Raw genomic sequence first — 19489 nt, forward strand, 5'->3', positions numbered from 1 at the left:
GAACATAACTTCGAGTCTTGCTAGAGTCGGAGATGCGGCCGGATGGGGGGATGTCCGGGATGGGGACCAGCAAAAGGTACGCCGTGTATTACGACCGGCAGATGGACAACCGCATCCTGCAGCGCATCGCCGACGAGAATCCGCTGCAGTCCCTTACCCCGCAAGAGCGTCAGGAAGACACCCTGCCGGTAACTCGGGACCCGAAGCCGAAGCCCTGTAAGGCGTGGGTGCGGTTCGGCCCGCACGCGATGCTCGTCGACGCGGTCGTGGTGGTCTGGAACGACCTTGCCTGCGGCATCCAGTTCACCGTGGGCGACAAGGAGCTGCGTTGTTGGGTGTGGGCGAACGCGGTCAGCGCCGTCGCATGAGGACCGCGCGGTCGAGCCATGCCACGTTCAGCGGCGCAGCGACGGCGCCGTGGGAGTGGTCGACGAGGCGAGTGATGCTGCGTGCGACTGGCGCGCGATGGACTCGACGCGGTGTTGCGCGGGGTCCAGCGCAGCCCGGATGCGGCGTTCGGTCTCGGCAACGTCGAGCTGGTGGGCCCGCTCGCGGTGTGTGCGGACGAGGTCCGCGTGGGCGCGGGTGTGGGTCTGGTACTCGTCGGCGAGGGTTTCTCGAGTGGCGTGGAGCTCACCGTCCGAACCTTTGGTGCGGCCGTGTCCGGTCGCGGCGTCGCCGGCGATCCGGGCGTCGAGGTCGACGAGGGTGCGCCACGTGGTGTGCAGCCATTGCGTGGCCGCGTCGACCTCGCTGCGAGCCGTTGCCTCTCGCCTCTGGTATTCGGCGTGCACCCGGTCGATGTCGAGTGCGTGGCCGAGGGGCCGTCGGACGTGGTCGGTCCACGGAACGGGTATAGGTGGGCGGGCGGCGCGGCTCAGCTCGGTGCGGGCGGCGCGGAGCGAGTCGTCGATGCTCACCTCGGGGATGCCGCGGAGCATGCTGTCCGCGATCCGGTCCCGCGCCGCCGCGTCGGTGCCGGCGATCGCGATCGCCTCGTTGTGGCTGCGGCCGCGGGTCATCCCAACATAGAGCCCGGACGCGTCCACGCCAGGTCCGACGACGGCAGCGTCGGTGGTCTCCCCCTGGATACCGTGCACCGTCGACGCGTAGGCAAGGTGAATGTGGCGGGCCGCATAGTCGAGGGTGACCGTGCGGGCGTCGCCACTATCTGAGGTGCTGACCAACTCCAGACCGGTTGGGGTGATGTGGCGGATGGTCCAGACGGCCCGGTTCTCGACGCCGGCGTCGCGGTCGTTGCGGCGGGTCTGCACCACGTCGCCCTCGAGCATGCGCTGCTCGCCCTGCCCGACCGCGATTCGGTGCAGCGTGAGCTCGCCGGCATCGACGCGGCGCTGCTGGATGGCCTCGTTGATCGCGTCGGCCTCATCGTTCGTGCCGGTGACGAGGGCGACGCGGTGGTGGTCGCGGGTCCACCGAAAGTACGCCTCCACCATGACATCCCGCGCCTGAACCTGATCCGCTACCCGATGGATCAGGCCCCGGGAGTCCAGCTCCACGGCGACCGCGAGCGCGGCCTCCTTGGACGCGGGTTCCCGCATCCGCAGCGTGAGCGCGGCGTAGTCCGGGTCACGGAACCGGTGCACCGCGGTGAGTTCGACGACGGCGGTGGCGCGTCGGGTGAGGGCGGCCATCGCGCCGGAGTGGCCAACCGGGCGGGCCTGCAGAGGATCGCCGACCATCGCGATCCCGGCGCCGGTATCTGACGCGACAGTGGCGAGCGCGTTCGCGGTGTGCAGGTCGATCATGCCCGCCTCATCCACCACGATCCGATCCCCCACCGCCAGCCGGAATCGCCGCGGTCCCTCATATACGTATCCGGTGGCGGGGTCGAAGTCTCCCGGAGCCAGCCGGGTCCACACCTCGGCGCCGGCGTCGTTGCGACCCCACCGGTAGCCGTGATCGGCGAGCAGAGCGTGCAGGCTCGACGCCGTGGTGCCGAGCTCGCGGCCGGCGACCGACGCCGCCTTCTTCGTCGGCGCCACCACCACCATCCCTCGTCCGCGACGGGCCAACGCGGTCTTCGCGACACGCAGCATGGTGGTCTTCCCCGCACCCGCAGGACCCGTGACCGACACCAGCCGATCGGTACCCGCGATCGCCGCCGCCGCCGCCACCTGCTGACGGTCCAGCACCACCCCCTCCCGCAGAACCTCGCCCGCGGTGGCGACCATCTCCTCCTCGGATGCCGGGGCACCGGGGTGGGTGAGGGTGTCGAGTCTAGCGGCGAGTTCGACCTTCAGCGCTGCGGTCGCGGTCGCCATGTAGCCCTTCACATGGGCGGGCCGGTCGCCCTCCTCCACCAACAGGTCGACGGTGAACTCGACGGCGCGTCGCAGGACCTCATCGATCACCGGTTGCAGCTCCTCCCGCGCGCCGACGACGCCCGACGAGGCAAGCGCGCGAGTCGCGCCGGCACGCAGATCGAACAGGCTGAACCGTCCCCCGCACGCGGTCGAGCGGGCATCCGCGTCCACCACGGCGCGCGCCGCGAGCAGACCGAGATCGAGTTCGTCCAACGCGGCCGCACTCACCGACACGGCGGCTCGAGGCTGCAGGATGGTGGGATCGAGGGTGGCGAGTTCGTCGGTGATGAGTTGTTCCCAGGCGGTCTCGTCGATGGTGTCGGGCTTGTTCGGTCGGGCCTTCGCCCACGCCAGCCGGTCGATCTGATGCAGCTGATCCGGGCTCGGCTCCTGCCCGGGATGCTCCGCCCGCCACGCTGCGAGCAGCATCGCGCGGTTCGCTTCGATCTGTGTCGACCGCCGTGACAGTGGCCGCACCACATGCACCAACTCTGCGATCTCGCCATCGGCGTTCAGGGTGTAGCCGTGGCGGGCGAGCGCGTGCAGCCAGTCCGGGTCGGTGCGGGCCGCGAGCTCCCCCTCCGCGTTGATGACGGTGTGAAGCTTCATCGCCACCCGAGAGTCCACGTTGGACCATTGCCCGTCGCAGCCGAGCACCTTCACGCTCAGCCATAGGTGGCGGTGGATGTGGGGGTCCAGCGCGCGGGAGCGGCGGTGCTGCAGTTCGACCACCTCGACCCGATGCAGGGCTTCGCGGATGCGCCCGCCGGCGCCGCGGCGAGCGTTCAGCTCTGCCTGCCAGGTGGTGATGATGCGGTCGCGCAGTCGGTCCTGCAGCGCCTCGAACGCCGCCGCCAACTCCGGGTGGATGAGCGCGGCGATGCTGTACGACTTCGGCGCGTTGATCGTCCCATCCAGGATCAGATCCGCGTCCGCGGAACGCAGGTCCCGGCCGCGTCGCTCCCCCGTCACCGGGTCGCAGCCATCCACCCACCGCCGCAACGCGGTCTCGTCCAGCGCGTCCGTGCGGACCACGCCGGCCTCTACCGTGAACCGGGTCACGCCCGCCGAGTCGCCGCCGTAGCCGGCGAGCGCGTCCACCCCGGTCGATCGCAGATGCGAGTCGCACGACCCCTTCAAGGCGTACGAGATCGCTTGCCGAACCCCCTGCGATTCGACACCTCGCTTCCACCTCTCGAGGCCACCCCGCATTCCACCAGAGTAGACCCAAACTGCTTAACTCGAAACGACTTCCACAGAAAGTGCCTGCGTGCATTCCGATTTTCTTGGTCGCGCTTCCTCGTCCTTGGCGCTCGTCGCTCGTCGCTCGTCGCTCGTCGCTCGTCGCTCGTCGCTCGTCGCTCGTTGCTCGTCGCTCGTTGCTCGTTGCTCGTTGCTCGTTGCTCGTTGCTCGTTGCTCGTTGCTCGTTGCTCGTTGCTCGTTGCTCGTTGCTCGTTGCTCGGGCGATCTTCGTCAGCGCGGGCTTCGTCCGCGGGCGGCGTCCGTGGGTATGGACCTGGCGTTCGCAAACGAAGCCCTCATCGTGCACCTCATCGACCCGGCTATCCGTAGCCGCTGGCGCCACAGATCCGATGGCGCTGCCGCCATCGTTGGCGCCTCGATCAACGACCGGCTTGCGAGCGCGCCGCCCGACCAGCGCTCGCGGCCAAGTGGGCCGGCTGTAACGTGTGGGCGTGATTATGACCGCTGACACCGCCGCCGTTTTGACCGCGGTGTTCCCGCTCGTATTGCTCGCATTCATGGCAGAGCGCCGCAACCTGACGATGAAGGCGCGACGCTCGGCCGTCTTTCGCCGAGTCGCTTCCTACTCCGCGAGCGCCTCAGTCCTGGGCCTGATCGTCGCAGTCGTTGGCGTTCAGACTGGCGGGCTGGCTAGCGGCTGGGGCATCGCTGCCTGGGCGTTGTTCGGCGTCACAATCGCCGGCCTCTTCAGCTTGACCGGACTCCACATGGCCTCGGCCGAGGTGCAGGAGGAACGCAAGGAAAAGAAGGGAAAGGATTCGAGTCGCTGACCGACCGGCATCCGAACGAATTTGCGCGAGGTGATCACCGCGGCACGTTCCACGCGGTGACGAGAGAAGCGTGCAAGGCGAACTCTGATTGATAGCTAAACGAGCCGCCCTCGGTCCGGCGGAAGACAAAATCTGTGTGCTGGTTGCCGCGACTGCCGCGACGAACTCCTACCGCTCCGATCTCGTACAGCCTCCGGAGCGCTGGCCGAAGTTCTTCAGCATCGAAGACGCCCTGAAGCTCGTGTCCGATCGACACGGCCGTGAATACTCGATTCGGCACGGACGCGAGGGCCTCTTTGAACGCCATCGTTTTTCTGCCCACGGCGTCTTCGAGCGCGCCATGGAGGTTGTTGAAGATTTCGGCGACGAAATACCGCTCACTGTAACGGCGGACCGTCTCGAAGGCTTCTTCGGATCGGACTGCACCGGAGCCCGGGTGCACCTCCTGCATCTGTCGCATGAGCGCGATGAGGTCCCGCGGCAAGAGCCGCGTGTGGGATAGGAGATATTGAGGCATCTCGAGGTACATGCCTCGGTGCATGGGCTCCTGTAGGTATGCGCTACGGAGATCCTTAAATGGGTTGGCCCCGAATCCTTGCCGAATGGAGACCAAGGCCTTCTTGTTCACCATGTCCCAGAGAAGATTACGGCTGTCGAAGCCTTCGTCCGTCCAGTCCAGTCGAACCGAGTGGTCGAGTAGCTTCGCGGAATCCGTACTCGGCAGTGATGCAAAGATCTCGGATCGAATCGCAAGCACAACCCCTGCGTTCAGCCGTTGACCTCGGAAGAACACGTTGACCGCCTGGACCGCGTGAACCAGCCCAGCGAGCGACCGCCAGTCAGCGTCTGATTCGGCGAAGAATTGATCGAGACCGTCAAGCGCGAGGCGATGATTTGAGCTGGTCCGGACTCGTGAGCACGCGTCGCGTAGGTAGGTGGTGAGGTGATACAGGGTAGCCGGATTTGTCGATGTCGTGCCCTCTGCCCCGATGCCGAGGACGGAAAATCGAACGGTGGAGGTGGACCAATCGACGAATCGAGTGCGCAGATCGTGATTGCCGAGCAATCCCTGCTTCTCAAGATCTTTTCGCAGACGCAGCACCTCGCCAGGCATACTGGCGCCCTGGTCGCTCGTCAGCGAGTCGAACAGGCGGAGCAGTAGCAAGAACTCCCACGCGCCTTGCGCGGATGCGTCACCCTGGCTTATCCCCATCTGAATCTTCGTTACGTCTCCAACGGGCCAACCGCCGAGCTGCCACAACGAGAAGAAGTGCATTGGGGAGCCCGACCAGTCGAGCCTGAGGTGCTCGAAGCAAGCCGACTTGCCCGAGCCCTTTGGCCCGATGACAAGCCACGCTGAACCCGCTGCTATTCGACGCGCGAGACTCTTGTGGTCGTAGTAGCCGTCGGTGAGGGACCGAGAATCGGGAATCGAGGCCTCGTCGCCTGCGTCCAACATTCCGAAGTCGAGTTCACGCAACGCGGGCAATTTGGGTTTCGGCACGTTTGGGAGCGTATATGAGATGTCAGACAGGGACCCGCGATGGGGGAACTAGTGGGATTGATCGCTTCCACCGAGACGGGAGGGAAGCGCAATCTATCCACAGCTATAGTGCGAAGGTGCGGGGAAAGACTCGGATAATTGTGGCGTTCGCCTTCTACGGGTTCGCGTTGACTGCCTGGCTCGGCATCGCTGCCGCGCCTCTGCTCCGGTTTCCCCTATGGGAGGCCTTGCCGCTGGGGCTGGCCGTTGTCGGTACCGGGTTCCTGGTATGGGGGCTGATTGTGCTCCGCACAGACATCAGCCGCGCGCGGCGAGCGAGTCGCGAGGACGCCTCCCTTCAGCGGCAAGAGATTGAGGCCTCTGTTGCTCGCTCGAAGGCTGACATCGCGACGCACGAGTACTGGCGTAGCGTCGCGACGATGTACGGCGATGATCACCGAACGCGCGAGATCGACGCCACGCTTCAGGCGCTGCAGAGCGAGCTGGCTCACGCCGAACGCGACCTACGTTGACTCGACGCCTTATCCGACTGCGCATCGACGCGGGTTCACAACGATTGGGCGGAGCCGGCCAGGGACACGGAATAGTCACGTCCAAGTTGTGCGGGTGTCCGAGAGGCTGCGTGATAAGCCGGGCGCCTAATGGGCGGCGAAGGTTCAGCCCCATGCGGTCGGATTTGTCGCGGGGCCGGACTCGTAGCCAGGTATCCGTCTGGGACGAACGGCATCTGTGTTCCCTGCTTCCAGAACGCGAACCGAGAAGGGTGCAGCACGCCGCATGGTGCGGACTTGGCCAAAGCGGCGCTGCTCGCCACGCCGAGATCGACTAGCTCGGTGTGGGGCGTTCATACCACTCGTAAGATCTCGAAAGCGACCAGCGACCGGGGGCGTCGCAATCCGCGCTGCGGTTCAGCGCGCGCAAGAGACAGATGGGGCTCGAATGGCACGCAAACCAGCCGCTGCGCAACTCGATGAGTCAGCTCCGACGTTGGCGAGTCTGGCGCCCGAGTACTCCTTCACAGCGCACGGCGTCTACTTCACGATCCTGAAGAAGACGATCGACACCAAGCCTGACGTGCGGAACATCGCGCTCGCTGGCACCTACGGCACAGGCAAGAGCAGCATCCTTCGTGAGGTCGCGAAAGAGTTCGATGGCCGTGTGGTCGAGTTGTCTCTTCTCACCCTCGGTGTGCAGCCCGAACCTGTCACGCCCGGTGGAGAGACGAACCCGGCAGCCACCTCGATCACAAACCGAATCCAGAAAGAGATCGTCAAGCAACTTCTCTACCAGCAGCGGCCCGCAAAAGCGCCGGAGTCGCGGTTCCGACGGATCGGCCGCTTTCGCTGGGGGCCCGAGCTGTGGATCGCGACTGCCGCAGGAGCCATAACCGTCGTGCTCGGGTTGATCCTCGGTCTCGACCTGGTGGTTTCGCCGTCGCTGTCCATCACCTTCGCGGATCGCCCGCACGCATTTGCCGTAGCCGGTCTATTCCTTGTCGTCGCCCTCATCGCCGGGGGCATCACGCTACTCACGAGGGCACTGGCCCGCGGGCGGGTCGGAATAGAGCGTGTGACGGCGGGCCCGGCAACGATCACCCTCCCGCCACGGTCAGTCAGCTACTTCGACGAGTATCTCGACGAAATCATCTACTTCTTCGAGACGAATCGAAAGCACGACATCGTCATCATTGAGGACCTTGATCGATTCAACGATCCGAACATCTTTGAAGCGTTGCGATCACTGAACGGGCTGCTGAATGCGGCGCAGCAGCTCGGGGGGAGGAAGATCCGGTTCATCTACGCCGTGCGAGACAGTGTGTTCGAAAAGCTCGGACAGGACTTGACTGCCGCGGCAACCGACGAGGCGCGTGCTGAGCTGGCACGCGCCAACCGGACGAAGTTCTTCGAGCTTGTTATCCCCGTGGTCCCATTCATCACGCATAAGAATGCGCGGGACCTGATGTCCGACCTTCTCGAGAAGCGTGGGCACGCGATCTCGAAGGACCTGATCGATCTCGCGGCCCGCCACCTCGCGGACATGCGACTCGTTCACAACGCGCTGAATGAGTACGAGGTGTTCAAACACCGGCTTCTTGACGTCGAAACTCCGGTGCCCGAGCTTGACCCGGACCGACTCTTCGCGATGATTCTTTTCAAGAACGCGCACATGGGCGACTTCGAGAAGATCCGCCACGCGGAGAGCAGCCTCGACATCCTGTGGGAGACCTGGCGCGATCTCATTCGCACGAACGCTGACCGTCTCCGCGCTGAGAATCAGTCGTTGCGCGCCAGCCTTGTGAAACGTTCGGCAGCTTCCACGTACGCCCAGGAAGTAGGCGTGCGGCTACGCGCGCAGGTTTCCGCGCTGGCTGCCGCCCGCGGAACCGGGCTCGTGACGCCAGACATCCAGCTCGCAGGTGTGACGATCGGCGATGAGAAGCTGCGTTCGCCGGCATTCTGGCGCGCGTTCGTTGAGAACGGCAGTTCGCTCACCATCCAGGTCTACGCCTCGGGCTACAACACCCAGCAGATGCAGCTTAACCAGAACGTGGTGGAGGCCCTCATCGGCCGACCGCTCGACTCGACGCAGTTCGAAGAAGATGCCGTTGCGGACGCCGCGAGCAAGCTCGAGAAGAACACCGCGGACTCCGTGCTGCTCCAGCGCTATACCTGGAAGAAGCTGGCGGCCGATGCGAGGTTCACCCACTCAAAGCTGGACGGAGCGAATTCCCTTAGCTTTCGAGGATGGGTAGAGGAGATCCTCCCCTCGCGGCTTGCGGCCGACCTAGTTATCAACGGCTACATCACGTCGTACTTTCCGCTCCACGTTTCCTCGTTCTACGGCAAGCTGATCCGTCCGGACGCGATGACTTACGTCATGCGCTTCATCGATCACGGTCAGGCCGAGCCTGACTACCCCCTCGATGCGGACGACGTGGATGCCATCCTTTGGGATCAGGGAGTTTCAGTTCTCGTCGAACCGAGCATGTTCAACATCGGGATTATGAACCATCTCCTTGCCAAGCGGCCGACGGACGCACGCACGGTCGTAACGAGCATCGCGAACAGCGCCGGCGGCAGCGACTTCATCGACCGCTACCTTGAATCTGGTTCGGAGAAGGAGAAGTTCGTCGCTCGGCTCACCCCGCTGGTGTCCGAGATCTACCTCCACCTCCAGACCACACCAGCGCTTTCTCCCGCCGAGCGTGTGGTCCTCATGGACACCGCCATCGCAAACCGTGCGCGGGACGTGCGCTATCGAGTCTCGGATAGCCTTCGCACGTTTGTTGAAGGCGTCTACATGAAGTTGCCGGGGCTCGCGCCGGGCGCGTCACCCGATGCTGCCGCCACCGTCGTGCGCTTTATTTCGTACATCGGCGCTGTCGTCCCATCAATCTCAGGACTCTCCGACGACGCCATCTCGAGCTTCCGCTCAACCCGTTCGTACGCGCTGACCCGTGAGAACCTCGAACTGATCGCCGGGTCCGATGTGTCGCTAGACCGGCTCAAAGACGCGCACGAGGAAGCCTTCGATTACGCCGCAACGTCTACCGCGAAGTATGTGCAGGCGTTCGTCGCATCAGACACGACGAAGTACACCGTTTCTTCGTCCGAGCTCCTGATCAAGTTCCTCGTGGCGGCTGGTGACTCCGACTCGACGGCGGTCGATACCGTCGTCACCAACGCCGATCCGAACTGTCGTGTCGCGCAGCTGAGCGAAGTGCCGGTCGCTTCGTGGCCAACCATCGTGCGCAACCTGCGGGCACCGATGACCTTCACGAACGTTGCGGCGTACATCGATCAGTACGGGAAGGTCGACGACGACCTCGGAGCATCCCTAGCGACAGTCTCTGAGATCGGCGACTCCGCAGCTGAGGAACCGCACGAACGGGTACAGCTCGCGTTGGCGATCCTGAACTCCCCGGCGGGTAGCCTCGACGCCGGCCACCGTGTGAAGCTTACGGGCGCGCTTGATCCCGGAGTCTTGCTGGCGGAACAGATCGAGCCTCGTTCCGGATCGCTCGTCGGAGACCTGCTCGCCGCCGAGTTGATCGAAGACGACGATGACGCGTTCGCCCCGCGACTCATGGTCGACTGGGCCACGCAGTCGCACGCGATGGCGAACTCCGAAAGCTTCGTTGAGGTCGTCTCACCCACCACGCTTGACAAGACATTCGTGGCGCCGCTCCTGCGCGATCCTGCGCACGCAGCGCTGCACCTGGCGGTCGCCAAGGCTTTCCCGAGTTACTCGAAACTGCCGCGCGAAGCCTACCAGGCCTACGCCGATCGAGCTCTCGCTGGCGGATACTCACTCCGCGCCGGCAGCATCAAGATGCTGAACGGAGAAATCGGCGTCGACACGACCATCCGCCTGCTAGCCAAGTTCATCGATCGTATGACCAGCGACGAACTACGCGAGATCCTCCGGACGCTTGGGAAGCCCTGGTCGAAGGTCGCTGATCCCGGATTTGGTGTCACGGAGATCACCGATTCGCCGCAGGCACGCACCCTCCTGAAGGCGCTCCAGGATGCCGGCGTTGTCTCCAAGTTCCCGCTACAAGGGGACCAGCTGCGGGTGAGTCTCCGCCAGAAATGACTTCCATTGAGTGCCTGATGGTCGCTCTGTCGACAGCGCTTTCTCTTCAGGCTCGCGAATTGACCCCAAGCACGTTCACCATTTCCCATCCCATCCTGCGCCCGTATGCGGATCCAAGCGGGTTGGCGATTTCTCGCGGCGGTTGCCCTGGTGAGGGTGATGTCAGGAGCCGCTGCCGGGCACTTCGTCGAGGCCTGTGTCGCGAGCGATGTCTATCCGAAGGTCAGGGTCGGGTTCTTCCACGCTCGGTTCGGGAAGGCTCGGCTCGGCGGGCAGACCCGTATCCGGGTCGACCGGTCCAGTGTCGGTGCGGTCGGACATGGGCGTCTCCTCTCTCATGCGGTGACGCGTCCATCGTGTCTCGAGCGCCCGGACGCGCACCACCGGGTTGACCCGGTCGCCTGCGGCGTCTACGGCTCTGTCCAACAAGCGGTGCGTGAGGGCCGGGCAGCGCCGTATCTTGATGGCAGATGGACGTGCCCTGAGCCGTACTCTTGGTGCCTCCACCGGGCAATGCCCGTATACGGATCGGCGGGAGCAGCCGTCTACCCCTGCGGAGCGATGGAGCTCCGATACTCGGCAGCGGTGGGGTCCAGAGTGAACTCGAGCACCTCCACGTTGTGCTCCCTGAGTGCGGTGAGAACCTGCTCCGGCGTTGCTCGGAAGTACTCGCGCCTGAGGTTCACTTTGTTGAGACGCTGGTCGGCGAACTCCTGATGCAGCATCGTCTCGATAGCGACTGCATCGTCTGCGAAGAAGAGCGCGTGCACGTCGAATCGGAACGGAACGGATGCATCGCCGAGCTCGTTCACGCGGTCCATGGGATCGAGTCGTCTCGTGAGTCCGATCTTCACGACGTCGGGGCCGAATGCACCAATGTTGCTGATCACGTACACGTAGCCGGCGCGGATGTTCGCTGCGCGGTAATCGACATTCTCGATCGCGTGCTCGACGTCGTCGAGCTTCGCGCGGAGCCGGTCGGCACCCTCGACATCGCCGTTCGCTTCGAGAGCGGCAAGGGCGTTCAAATAGTGCGTGCGTTCCTTCTGGAGGCGTTCCTTCTCCCGCGCGAGTTCCTGCTCCGCCTTCTTCTGCTCACGCAACTCATCACGCCGCGCGCGTTCCAACTCCTTCTCCACCTGCAGCGCCTGCAGATGACGGCTTGCGAGTTCCAGTTCTTTCAACCGCAGCCGGTGGTAACCCGACGTGATTCGGAGGTCGATCATCGTCCCCAGGCGCTCCACCTGCGTGGAAACGGTGGAGAGGCGCTTCTGCGCGGCATCCAGGTTGCTTGCGCGCACGGTCTTGATGCAGTTCTCCGCTTCCGCGTTGTACGCGCGAAGAAGCAGCTTAGACATGTCGTTGACGAACTTCCGGCCCTTGGCTGCACTGTTGTTGAAGGTGAAGTTGGATGTGGCGACGGTCGCGTCGCCTGCCCGCACCAGGCGCTTGATCTCGGAACGCACGGATTCGAGTTCGGTCGCGAGCGCGACCGATGACTCAGCAGGGTTCTCGAAGTCGAACAGGCCATACTCCTGCAGGTGCGCGGTATCGCGAAGATTCACGATCTCGTCCTGAACCTGTGCCCGCTCGGCCTCAGAAGCGCCCGTTTCAGCCCGAAGTCGCGCAAGCTCCTGCTCCGCGGCCGAAATCTGGTGGTGAAGCCCGCGCTTGATGTCGTCGAGCTGGCTGACGTCGTTGAGGCCGTACTGCGAGATGAGCGCTTCGAGGCGTTCGTTCTCCGTGATCAGCGACTCAGCCTGCTTCTTCGCACCGAAGAACGAGACCTTGCGCGACTTGGCGTCGCCGTCGGCGGAGACCTGCTGCGTGGGAGGTGTCGAGACACCGTTCTGAGCGGCTACGGACTCCCGGGCGCTTCGGCGCGACGTGGGTGCGTCCGCCACGGTAGCTTCCTCCGCGGTTTCGACGTCTGTTGCAGACGGCATGGGGTCGATGCTTTGCGAACCGGCCGTGAAGACGTGCTCCGTCCATGCGGCGCCGTTCCAGTAGCGTCGCTCGTGCCTGGCGGTGGGATCCGGGAACCAGCCCGCAGCGATCTCCGTGGTGCTACTCATGTTTCCCCCATTGTCGATAACCATCCCTGGTGTCGAGGTGGCGCCTCTTACCCCAGAACTGACGCCACGATCGAACTTATCAACGTGAGCCGACACGACGAGTGGTCGGACGGGGATTCAATGTGGACGGGTGTGGACGCGAGTCTGGCTTATTGAGTGGGGCAGTTGACTAAGCATCAGTCAACTGATCGAAGCCCCGCATGCGGCGCACCAGGTGGGCCATGATCTCTGGGCTCGCGGCAACCACTTTCGGCGGATCGACGGACACTCCGACCGCCTGCAGTTTGTCTCCACGATCGAGCGTCTTCGCGACCCCTGGCGTCATGCCCTTATTGAAGTACCCGACGTGCTGCCCTCGTTGCCGGATGGACACCGCGTTCCGGTCGTGCGCGTTATCGGGCTCGCGGACCAATTCGGCCACCCCCAGGCGGAGAGATCCAGGAGCGTAGCCGTCGCCTCGCACCCGGCAACTCCAGATTCCGAGTCCGCGTAGCCGCCGATTACCGACATTCACGAGTAGTCCAGTCGAGTCCTCAGCCAACCACCACGCGCCATCGCGTCGCACGAAGTGCAGAGGCGGGAGTCGATCGTGTCCCGGAACCAACAGCGACTCCGCCTGGCCGCTCGAGATGTACGGCGACACGTACCCCGGGGGAGGCCCGCTTCGCTCTGCTCGAGTCGTGACCTCGACACGGATCACCACATCTGCCTCAGCGGCTGGCTCAGCAGGTGCCGGCGAAGGATCCTTCTTCTTGAATCGGTCGAACAACCCCATGGCCCGGATAGTAGCGGCATAGGGGATACTGCACAGGCGTGCACGCCTCTTGCGTTCTCGCATAGATGTGATCGGTTGAGCATTGCCCGGAGATGGATCGTGTGCGCTCGGCCGATCCTTTAACTCGCACATAAGGCTGCGAGCGATGTCGGCACTGACCGATAGTGTGCTCTCTCCTGGACCATCGGCAGAGGACGAACTGTGGCACGCAGAAAGGCTGAACCGCACATCCACAACGACGTGGACGTCACGGCGGATCGATTGAACGACTTTGCCCTCGCTAGTCGATCCACTCAAGTCAACGTTCTCGCGAAACTGCGTGCCCAGAGTGCCGACGACAGCGTCGCGACGCAGCTCAGTATCGCGAGCTTGGTCCTGGCTATCTTCGTCGTCATTGCAGCGCCACTTATCACGGTGCAGCCTGATCCAACGCTCGCTTCGTCATGGTGGGCCAGGCTAATCATGACAGTTACTCTCGTCGGTGTACTGCTTGTGGCGCTGTCGCCGGCGGTATGGGACGCGGCGAAGGGCCATGTCAGACGTGAACGCGCCGTCGTGTGGCTGGCCGCCTACGAGGATGAACTCGCACGCCGCCATCGTCTGCGTGGCCCGGCCGCGCGCCGCTGGCAGCGCGAGCACTAAGCGAACGGAGCAGTGCCGCCTGCTCGTGTCGAGGTCGCGCTCATTGCTGCCCACGTCAGCGCCATGCCGCAGTGCCCGGTTACCGATCCCAGATGGGCGAGGCAGCTCTGGGACTGTGGTCGACGTCCGTTCAGCTCGCCTGTGGAAGCCCGTGGGATAACGCCTGTCGGATCCTCCAGACTGGAAAGCCGCTGAGCTGCGCAATCAAGTCGACGTCGAACCCGTGCGCGTAGTAAGCCACTCGGACCGCCCGGATGCGCGACGGATTGTCACCGAAAGCAAGTGTGAACTCGGTGGCGTAGCGCTCCCAGACGCTCACCTCGTACCCCGGTGCCGTCACGATGCAATCACCTCATCCCGGGTCTGACTCTCAGGAGTGGTCGCGGTGCTGATGCGATGCTATGGCACCCGTGTTAACGCCACGAGACAGGGAGATTCCGGGAGAGCTCGCTACGCGCGGTGTGGCGCCCACGGGATGGCCCGCCCGGGGCGCACGGTTCACACCGGCGCGACCCGGGGAATCGGGTCCGGGATAGACTGCGTCCTCGTCACGTCCGGTCGCCGCAGGCCTCGAGCGGTACGGAGCACATCGTCCCGCGATGCATACCAGCTGGGGCGCACGCCAAGCCCCAGCCAGATTGCCTCGTAGCCGCCGTCCACTCGTTCGACGTAGGCAACCAGACGCGCGGCGTCGTGCTCGTCAATGTTGGTGTCGCACAGCCGCCACGCTGATTCGTCGAGCGGTTCGAACACCAGATTCTGTTGATCGACAGTGATCATCTGAACCTCCGAACCAACAATGCGCCCTCGCCGCTCGCTTCACCAGCCCTTGACCGATTTTCAGGGATGCGTTCGGTTGCGTCCCGATAATCCGGCGCACCTCGGCTACGGCATCTGCCTGTGTCACCGCATCGGGGTTGTTGTGCTTAGGCTGGCGCTTCCGGGAGATTGCGATTGCAGGCCTGGAAGTACCAGAAGTCCGCGTCGGCTTCGGCGCGGAGCCAGGCTTCCTCGAGGTGGGCCAGTTGTGCCCGGAGCGCATACGCCTCGTGTGCGGCTTCAAGCCAGAGGTCGATGAGCGTGCTCATGATCGGGCGATCCGGTCGATGTGGTCGGGGCGGAAGCCGCTCCAGTGGTCGTGTTCGTCGACGACGACGACGGGAGCCTCGGTGTAGCCGAGTTCGTCGACCACGTACTCGCGTGCGGTGGGCTGTTCACGGATGTCGACCTCGACGAAGGCCACGCCTCTGCGGGTCAGGATGTCTTTGGTGAGCTTGCAGCGTTGGCAGCCAGGTCCGGTGGTGTACACGGTCACGGTGTTCATGACATTTCCTTCCTTCGGGTAGGGCTGGGAGTCGGGACGCGGGCGGGCATCCATCCGGGATGCCCACCCATTGCCGGCTATTCGGTGGTGTTGTCGGTGAGCATCGCGGCGATGCGTTCGACGGGGCACAGCGGGTAGCCCCAGCCCTGGAGGGTGCGCAGGTACCAGGCAGTGTCCGGGCCGGGTGCGCGCCAGGTGTTGCGGCTGGTGTTCTGCTCGATCCCGCCCAGCACCACCGCGAGGGTGACGTGCACGGCACGGTGCGGGTGCGCGGTCAGGTACTCGGCGATCTGGTCGCCGTAGTCGCTGCCATCGATGCCGAGGAGCATCTTCGCGGTTGTGGAGCCTCGGGTGAGGCCTTCGGCGATCTTCCATCGGGCGGTGGTGAGGGCTTCGGCGATCACGGTCTGCGCGTTCTTCGGGCCGGTCTTGCGGGCGAGGAACTGGGTCAGCCATTCACGGCGCACCGTCCCGGCGGCATCCCATTCCTTGTTGTGGGCGATCAGTTCCTTCCGTTCCGCCTTCTGTTCGTCGGTCATCGGTCCCGACGGCGCACCGCCGCTTCCGTAGCCAGACTCTTCGCGGACCGTGAATCCGAGCGCGGCGGGGTCGTCGATGTAGTACTCCGCCCGTGCCTCGCCCCCGTAGTAGGTGGCGACGTACACGGCGACGCCGGGCTTGCCTTGGATGGTGTCGGGGTCGACGGGTTCGTCGTCGGCGGTGCGGAGCATCCGCACCCGGTACGGGGCGGTGTTGTAGTCGCTGGGGCGTTCGTCGAGGATCCGGTGCCCCTTGGCGGCTTCCTCCTGCTCGACCTTCTCTTTCGCGTCCCGCGCGACCCGGTCCTGCCGTGCCCGCTCGACCGCGACCGGGAAGTACCCGGGATCCGTGGTCGCGACCTCGGTCAGTTCCGCGACGGTGTCGGTGTCGCCGTCGAACTCCAACAGGATCGCCGCCTGATCGAGTGTCAACCCTGCCTCGCTGACCGCATCGGTGGCGGTGGTGTTCTGAGCGACGGCCAGGCCGGTCTTGACCCGGTCGCGTTTGGTACCGGTGCGCTTGGCGATCGCCGTCGCGGATAGCCCTTCCAGTTCGAGGGCACGCCAGGCCTGGATGCGGTCGGCATCGGTGAGCGCTTCGCGCTGGTCATTCTCGATCAGCTGCTCCACGATCCGTCGCGCCGCGTCGTCATCGCACGCGTCGACGACGTAGACCGGGACGGTGGGGATGCCGGCTTCACGGGCGGCGAGGGTGCGGCGTTGCCCGGCACGCACGTGTACTCCCCCGCCGGTGTCTCGCCACGCCAACAACGGGGTGAGGACCCCGACTTGCCGGATGCTGTCGACGAACCCGGGTTCGAGTGGTGCGGTGGTGCGCACGTTGGTCTCGACGATGAGCGTGCCGGGGTCGATGTGCTCGACCGTCCCGGTGGGGGTGGTGTTGATGGTCATGTCTTTCTCCCTTTTCGTTGTTTGCCGGTGAAGGCACGAAGTGCCTGTCAGGGAGCGCGACGTGGAGTGCAACCCGGAGGGCGGAGGGGGAGAGAGTTTCGGCGCGAAATAAGGGAGCGCAGCGACCGCGTGCCGAAAGTCTCGGAGGAGCCGGCAGCGTCAGCTGTTTGCGCGCAGCGGCGCCGACCGTAGACTGCCGCAGGCTTCACGGCGAACAACGCCCGCGGCAGCGGGCGGACCAGTACTGCCAGCCGCCCGCGGCTGACCACTCGAATTCCGCGATCAACACCAAAAGTGGTGGCACACCCTTTTTGGGTTCTCGGTACGATGGGCCGCGAGGAGGGTCGATGCCCGGAGCGACCTCGCCATGGCGAGTCAACGATGTGGTCACAGACGACCGGATGCGCCACAACGCCACCACACTCACCGCACTGCTGATCGCTGTTGCCCGCGCCGGTGGTGACGAGGCGGAGCAGGCCCGGGTCGAGTTGGCGGAGTGGCGTCGCGAGGTGGAGACGGTGGGCGGGTTCGACCGGGCCGCGGTGACCGCGCTCGCGGACCGCATCGACCGTCGGATCCGTGAGCTTGAGGTGCCGCAGTGAGCGCCTCGATCGTGGACGACGCGGTTCGCGACGAGATCCTGCGGCGCGACATCCTGCCGCTGTGCTTCCCCGGGAACGCTTCGAGCCCGGCTCCGACGTTCACGCTGCTCGCCGGGCAGCCCGGCGCCGGACGAGGTCGCTTGGCGGGACGTGAGGGAGGGGACGGCGGCGCCGCGGTGGTGAGCGGCGATGACCTGCGTGCCTTCCACCCCGGCTTCCTTGCCCAAGGGGGCGCGGTTTCGGCGGAGGTTGCGCAGGCGGTGGCGGGGTGGGTGGCCGGGTGCATCCGGTACGCGCGTGAGCATCACCGGTCGCTTGTGCTGGAAGGCTCGTTCGGCAACCTGACCGCCGCGGCCGGCACCGCAAAACGGTTCGCGGCGGAGGGGTTCACCACCCGGCTTGTTGTGGTGGGATCGACGCGGGCGGAGAGCCTGCTGTCGGTGACCTCCGGGTATCTGCGCGATGTGCAGGCGCGGCGCCCGGCGGTGTTGACCGACCGCGCGGCGCATGATGAGGCGTTCGCCGCCACCCGCCGGCTGGTGGCGGCCGTAGCGGATTCCGGGTGGGTTGACCGGGTGACCGTGGTTGCCCGCGACGGCCGCACCGTGTTCGACGGGACCCACACCGAGACCGGGCTCGCGGGGGCGCAGGCGGCGCTGGTTGCGGCGCAGTCGGCCCGGATGGGCCGGTTCGATGCGACGCAGTGGTTGAGTGAGCTGCACCACATCACCGACTACGCCACCACGCTGCGGGCGATGCCGGACGGGGTGGGTGAGCTGCTGGTGGACCTGCATGAGACGGCGCTGCGGGACGTGATCCCGCAGCTGCATGTCCCCGCGGGCGGGAAGTTCGCGACCGCGATCGAGCAGAAGACCGTCGCCGCACTCGTCGCCCTCCGACCGACCCTCACCCCCACCGTGGGGCCGATCGACATCGCCGCGCCAGTGATCGCCTCGCCGGCGGGTCCGGAGCGTGGGGGCGTGTCACGGTGACCCGCCTCGTCGGGTACACCCGGCAGCTCGCCCCCGACCTGGACGCTGCCCCCGACGTGACGGCGTTGACCGGGGCCGGGGTGATGCGGGTGTTCGTGGACGACCAGACCACGGACCCCCGCAAACGCCCCGCGCTGACCGACTGCCTGGCATTCCTTGAGGCCGGCGATGTGCTGGTGGCGCCGAGCGCGGCGCACCTGTCGCACGCCGTCACCCACTTCATCAGCACCGTCAGCGCGCTCACCGCACGGGGGGTGGAGTTCCGGTCGTTGACCGAGCCGGCACTGTGCACCGGTGCGGACAATCCGGTGAATCCTGCCGAGGTGCTGACGGCGGAGGAGGGGCTGCGGCGCCGGCTGGTCAGTCTGCGCACCCGGGCGGGGATGGCGTCCGCGGTCGCCGCCGGGAAACGACCCGGCCGACCGACGGTGATGACACCGGAGAAGGTCGCGATGGCGGTCGAGCTGCGCAACCTAGATCGCCCGATCACCCACATCGCGAGGGTGCTCGGGGTGAGCGCAAACTCGGTGCAACGCGCGCTCGCCCCGCTCCCCCGGCACCCCGACCCGGCAGGCTAGCGACCCACGCCCGGCAGGCGCGGTTGGCGGTCGAGGTCGAGCCAGCCGCGGACGGTCTCTTCGTGGGCGTGGTCGTCGTCCCAGTCGGGTTCGGTCAGCGCCCACCGGTGCATCAGCCTTGCCGCGGTGTGGGTGTGCCTGCCCGCGTCGAGCACCTCCGCGAGCGCTTCGGCTTCGGGGAACTGCAGGCTGCAGACCAGCTGGTCATCGTGGCCGGCGAGTCGCTGATCGAGGATGTCGGCGAGCCGGTCGATGGTCGCTTCCAGCCGGTCCCACGCGACGATGCTGTCCGGGTGCGATCCCGCAGCGGCGCGGGTCGGGGACGTCGTTGTCGTGTTCATGATGGTTGCCTCGTTTCGTGACTTCGTCAGGTCAGGTCAGCGCGGCAGGGAGGGCGGATGCGGCCAGTCCGGCTGCGAGCACGGCGACGACCCCAACACAGAGCACGGCGGCGCCGGTGGCGCGCGCGGCGCGGAGCGGATGGCCGCGGATGAGTTGGGCGGCGGCGACGGGGAGCAGCAGCACGACGAGGGTGGAGCCGATCGCGGTGGCCGCGAGCAGCGGGATGAGGTGGGCGGGGATGTTCATG

The 19489-nt window shown here is 65.5% G+C and carries 19 protein-coding genes; 8 read left to right on the plus strand and 11 right to left on the minus strand.

Features of this window, described 5'->3' with window-relative positions:
• Window positions 1-59 precede the first annotated feature (59 nt).
• Window positions 60-368 (plus strand): hypothetical protein, encoded by a 309-nt coding sequence (locus tag ACVN90_RS17175; protein ID WP_475099414.1) that lies wholly within the window; start codon window positions 60-62, stop codon window positions 366-368.
• Between the two features lie 27 nt (window positions 369-395).
• On the opposite strand, the gene ACVN90_RS17180 is transcribed toward ACVN90_RS17175, so the two are convergent.
• Window positions 396-3428, minus strand: a complete 3033-nt coding sequence (locus ACVN90_RS17180) for an AAA family ATPase (RefSeq protein ID WP_475099415.1) — start codon at window positions 3426-3428, stop codon at window positions 396-398.
• A gap of 600 nt (window positions 3429-4028) precedes the next feature.
• Here ACVN90_RS17180 and ACVN90_RS17185 point away from each other — a divergent pair.
• Window positions 4029-4361, plus strand: coding sequence for a hypothetical protein (locus ACVN90_RS17185; RefSeq protein WP_475099416.1), 333 nt, complete (start codon window positions 4029-4031; stop codon window positions 4359-4361).
• A 34-nt stretch (window positions 4362-4395) separates the two neighbouring features.
• Here the strand turns inward: ACVN90_RS17185 and ACVN90_RS17190 are convergent, their stop codons facing one another.
• The gene (locus ACVN90_RS17190; protein ID WP_475099417.1) at window positions 4396-5865 is read right to left on the minus strand and encodes a P-loop ATPase, Sll1717 family; all 1470 of its coding nucleotides are present in this window, start codon (window positions 5863-5865) and stop codon (window positions 4396-4398) included.
• 140 nt (window positions 5866-6005) lie between these two features.
• On the opposite strand from ACVN90_RS17190, the gene ACVN90_RS17195 reads away from it, so the two are divergent.
• Both ACVN90_RS17195 and ACVN90_RS17200 read left to right on the plus strand, forming a co-directional pair.
• Window positions 6006-6377, plus strand: a complete 372-nt coding sequence (locus tag ACVN90_RS17195; protein ID WP_475099418.1) for a hypothetical protein — start codon at window positions 6006-6008, stop codon at window positions 6375-6377.
• Between the two features lie 427 nt (window positions 6378-6804).
• Window positions 6805-10461 carry a YobI family P-loop NTPase gene (locus ACVN90_RS17200; protein WP_475099419.1) on the plus strand — a complete coding sequence of 1219 codons (3657 nt, stop codon included), beginning with the start codon at window positions 6805-6807 and terminating at the stop codon, window positions 10459-10461.
• A 162-nt stretch (window positions 10462-10623) separates the two neighbouring features.
• On the opposite strand, the gene ACVN90_RS17205 is transcribed toward ACVN90_RS17200, so the two are convergent.
• The 3 genes from ACVN90_RS17205 to ACVN90_RS17215 all read right to left on the minus strand — a co-directional run bounded on the left by ACVN90_RS17205 (window position 10624) and on the right by ACVN90_RS17215 (window position 12957).
• Window positions 10624-10782 carry a hypothetical protein gene (locus ACVN90_RS17205; RefSeq protein WP_475099420.1) on the minus strand — a complete coding sequence of 53 codons (159 nt, stop codon included), beginning with the start codon at window positions 10780-10782 and terminating at the stop codon, window positions 10624-10626.
• Between the two features lie 224 nt (window positions 10783-11006).
• The gene (locus tag ACVN90_RS17210; RefSeq protein ID WP_475099421.1) at window positions 11007-12536 is read right to left on the minus strand and encodes an SNIPE associated domain-containing protein; all 1530 of its coding nucleotides are present in this window, start codon (window positions 12534-12536) and stop codon (window positions 11007-11009) included.
• A 169-nt stretch (window positions 12537-12705) separates the two neighbouring features.
• A complete protein-coding gene (locus tag ACVN90_RS17215; protein ID WP_475099422.1) occupies window positions 12706-12957 on the minus strand; it encodes an HIRAN domain-containing protein in 252 nt (83 codons plus the stop codon).
• 555 nt (window positions 12958-13512) lie between these two features.
• On the opposite strand from ACVN90_RS17215, the gene ACVN90_RS17220 reads away from it, so the two are divergent.
• Window positions 13513-13953 carry a hypothetical protein gene (locus tag ACVN90_RS17220; protein ID WP_475099423.1) on the plus strand — a complete coding sequence of 147 codons (441 nt, stop codon included), beginning with the start codon at window positions 13513-13515 and terminating at the stop codon, window positions 13951-13953.
• A 498-nt stretch (window positions 13954-14451) separates the two neighbouring features.
• Here the strand turns inward: ACVN90_RS17220 and ACVN90_RS17225 are convergent, their stop codons facing one another.
• The 4 genes from ACVN90_RS17225 to ACVN90_RS17240 form a co-directional block, all read right to left on the minus strand.
• Window positions 14452-14733 (minus strand): hypothetical protein, encoded by a 282-nt coding sequence (locus ACVN90_RS17225; protein ID WP_475099424.1) that lies wholly within the window; start codon window positions 14731-14733, stop codon window positions 14452-14454.
• 146 nt (window positions 14734-14879) lie between these two features.
• Window positions 14880-15041: a hypothetical protein gene (locus tag ACVN90_RS17230; protein WP_475099425.1), complete on the minus strand. Its 162-nt coding sequence runs from the start codon at window positions 15039-15041 to the stop codon at window positions 14880-14882.
• Window positions 15038-15277 carry a glutaredoxin domain-containing protein gene (locus ACVN90_RS17235; protein ID WP_220288666.1) on the minus strand — a complete coding sequence of 80 codons (240 nt, stop codon included), beginning with the start codon at window positions 15275-15277 and terminating at the stop codon, window positions 15038-15040. Before ACVN90_RS17235 ends, ACVN90_RS17230 begins: the two co-directional genes overlap by 4 nt.
• Before the next feature lie 77 nt (window positions 15278-15354).
• Window positions 15355-16728 (minus strand): ParB/RepB/Spo0J family partition protein, encoded by a 1374-nt coding sequence (locus ACVN90_RS17240; protein ID WP_475099426.1) that lies wholly within the window; start codon window positions 16726-16728, stop codon window positions 15355-15357.
• A 347-nt stretch (window positions 16729-17075) separates the two neighbouring features.
• Here ACVN90_RS17240 and ACVN90_RS17245 point away from each other — a divergent pair, with 347 nt between their 5' ends.
• Genes ACVN90_RS17245 through ACVN90_RS17255 form a run of 3 tightly spaced genes read left to right on the plus strand, consistent with a single transcriptional unit; the run spans window position 17076 to window position 18900 of the window.
• Entirely contained in the window at window positions 17076-17330 is a 255-nt protein-coding gene (locus tag ACVN90_RS17245) for a hypothetical protein (RefSeq protein ID WP_475099427.1), read from the plus strand.
• Window positions 17327-18322 carry a zeta toxin family protein gene (locus tag ACVN90_RS17250; RefSeq protein ID WP_475099428.1) on the plus strand — a complete coding sequence of 332 codons (996 nt, stop codon included), beginning with the start codon at window positions 17327-17329 and terminating at the stop codon, window positions 18320-18322. Before ACVN90_RS17245 ends, ACVN90_RS17250 begins: the two co-directional genes overlap by 4 nt.
• Window positions 18319-18900 carry a recombinase family protein gene (locus tag ACVN90_RS17255; protein ID WP_475099429.1) on the plus strand — a complete coding sequence of 194 codons (582 nt, stop codon included), beginning with the start codon at window positions 18319-18321 and terminating at the stop codon, window positions 18898-18900. The genes ACVN90_RS17250 and ACVN90_RS17255 overlap by 4 nt, the downstream gene beginning before the upstream one ends.
• Here the strand turns inward: ACVN90_RS17255 and ACVN90_RS17260 are convergent.
• Both ACVN90_RS17260 and ACVN90_RS17265 read right to left on the minus strand, forming a co-directional pair.
• Window positions 18897-19241 carry a hypothetical protein gene (locus ACVN90_RS17260; protein WP_475099430.1) on the minus strand — a complete coding sequence of 115 codons (345 nt, stop codon included), beginning with the start codon at window positions 19239-19241 and terminating at the stop codon, window positions 18897-18899. The genes ACVN90_RS17255 and ACVN90_RS17260 overlap by 4 nt on opposite strands.
• Before the next feature lie 31 nt (window positions 19242-19272).
• Window positions 19273-19488: a hypothetical protein gene (locus tag ACVN90_RS17265; protein WP_475099431.1), complete on the minus strand. Its 216-nt coding sequence runs from the start codon at window positions 19486-19488 to the stop codon at window positions 19273-19275.
• Window position 19489: the final 1 nt, after the last annotated feature.

This window comes from Microbacterium sp. F01 (genome assembly GCF_056156365.1).

What these genes read in the sequence shown, in the direction of transcription:
- ACVN90_RS17175 (WP_475099414.1), top strand. Translation starts at nt 60, where the DNA reads ATGGGGACCAGCAAAAGGTACGCCGTGTATTACGACCGGCAGATGGAC.
- ACVN90_RS17185 (WP_475099416.1), top strand. Translation starts at nt 4,029, where the DNA reads ATGACCGCTGACACCGCCGCCGTTTTGACCGCGGTGTTCCCGCTCGTA.
- ACVN90_RS17200 (WP_475099419.1), top strand. Translation starts at nt 6,805, where the DNA reads ATGGCACGCAAACCAGCCGCTGCGCAACTCGATGAGTCAGCTCCGACG.
- ACVN90_RS17205 (WP_475099420.1), bottom strand. Translation starts at nt 10,782, where the DNA reads ATGTCCGACCGCACCGACACTGGACCGGTCGACCCGGATACGGGTCTG.
- ACVN90_RS17210 (WP_475099421.1), bottom strand. Translation starts at nt 12,536, where the DNA reads ATGAGTAGCACCACGGAGATCGCTGCGGGCTGGTTCCCGGATCCCACC.
- ACVN90_RS17225 (WP_475099424.1), bottom strand. Translation starts at nt 14,733, where the DNA reads ATGATCACTGTCGATCAACAGAATCTGGTGTTCGAACCGCTCGACGAA.
- ACVN90_RS17230 (WP_475099425.1), bottom strand. Translation starts at nt 15,041, where the DNA reads ATGAGCACGCTCATCGACCTCTGGCTTGAAGCCGCACACGAGGCGTAT.
- ACVN90_RS17235 (WP_220288666.1), bottom strand. Translation starts at nt 15,277, where the DNA reads ATGAACACCGTGACCGTGTACACCACCGGACCTGGCTGCCAACGCTGC.
- ACVN90_RS17240 (WP_475099426.1), bottom strand. Translation starts at nt 16,728, where the DNA reads ATGACCATCAACACCACCCCCACCGGGACGGTCGAGCACATCGACCCC.
- ACVN90_RS17245 (WP_475099427.1), top strand. Translation starts at nt 17,076, where the DNA reads ATGCCCGGAGCGACCTCGCCATGGCGAGTCAACGATGTGGTCACAGAC.
- ACVN90_RS17260 (WP_475099430.1), bottom strand. Translation starts at nt 19,241, where the DNA reads ATGAACACGACAACGACGTCCCCGACCCGCGCCGCTGCGGGATCGCAC.
- ACVN90_RS17265 (WP_475099431.1), bottom strand. Translation starts at nt 19,488, where the DNA reads ATGAACATCCCCGCCCACCTCATCCCGCTGCTCGCGGCCACCGCGATC.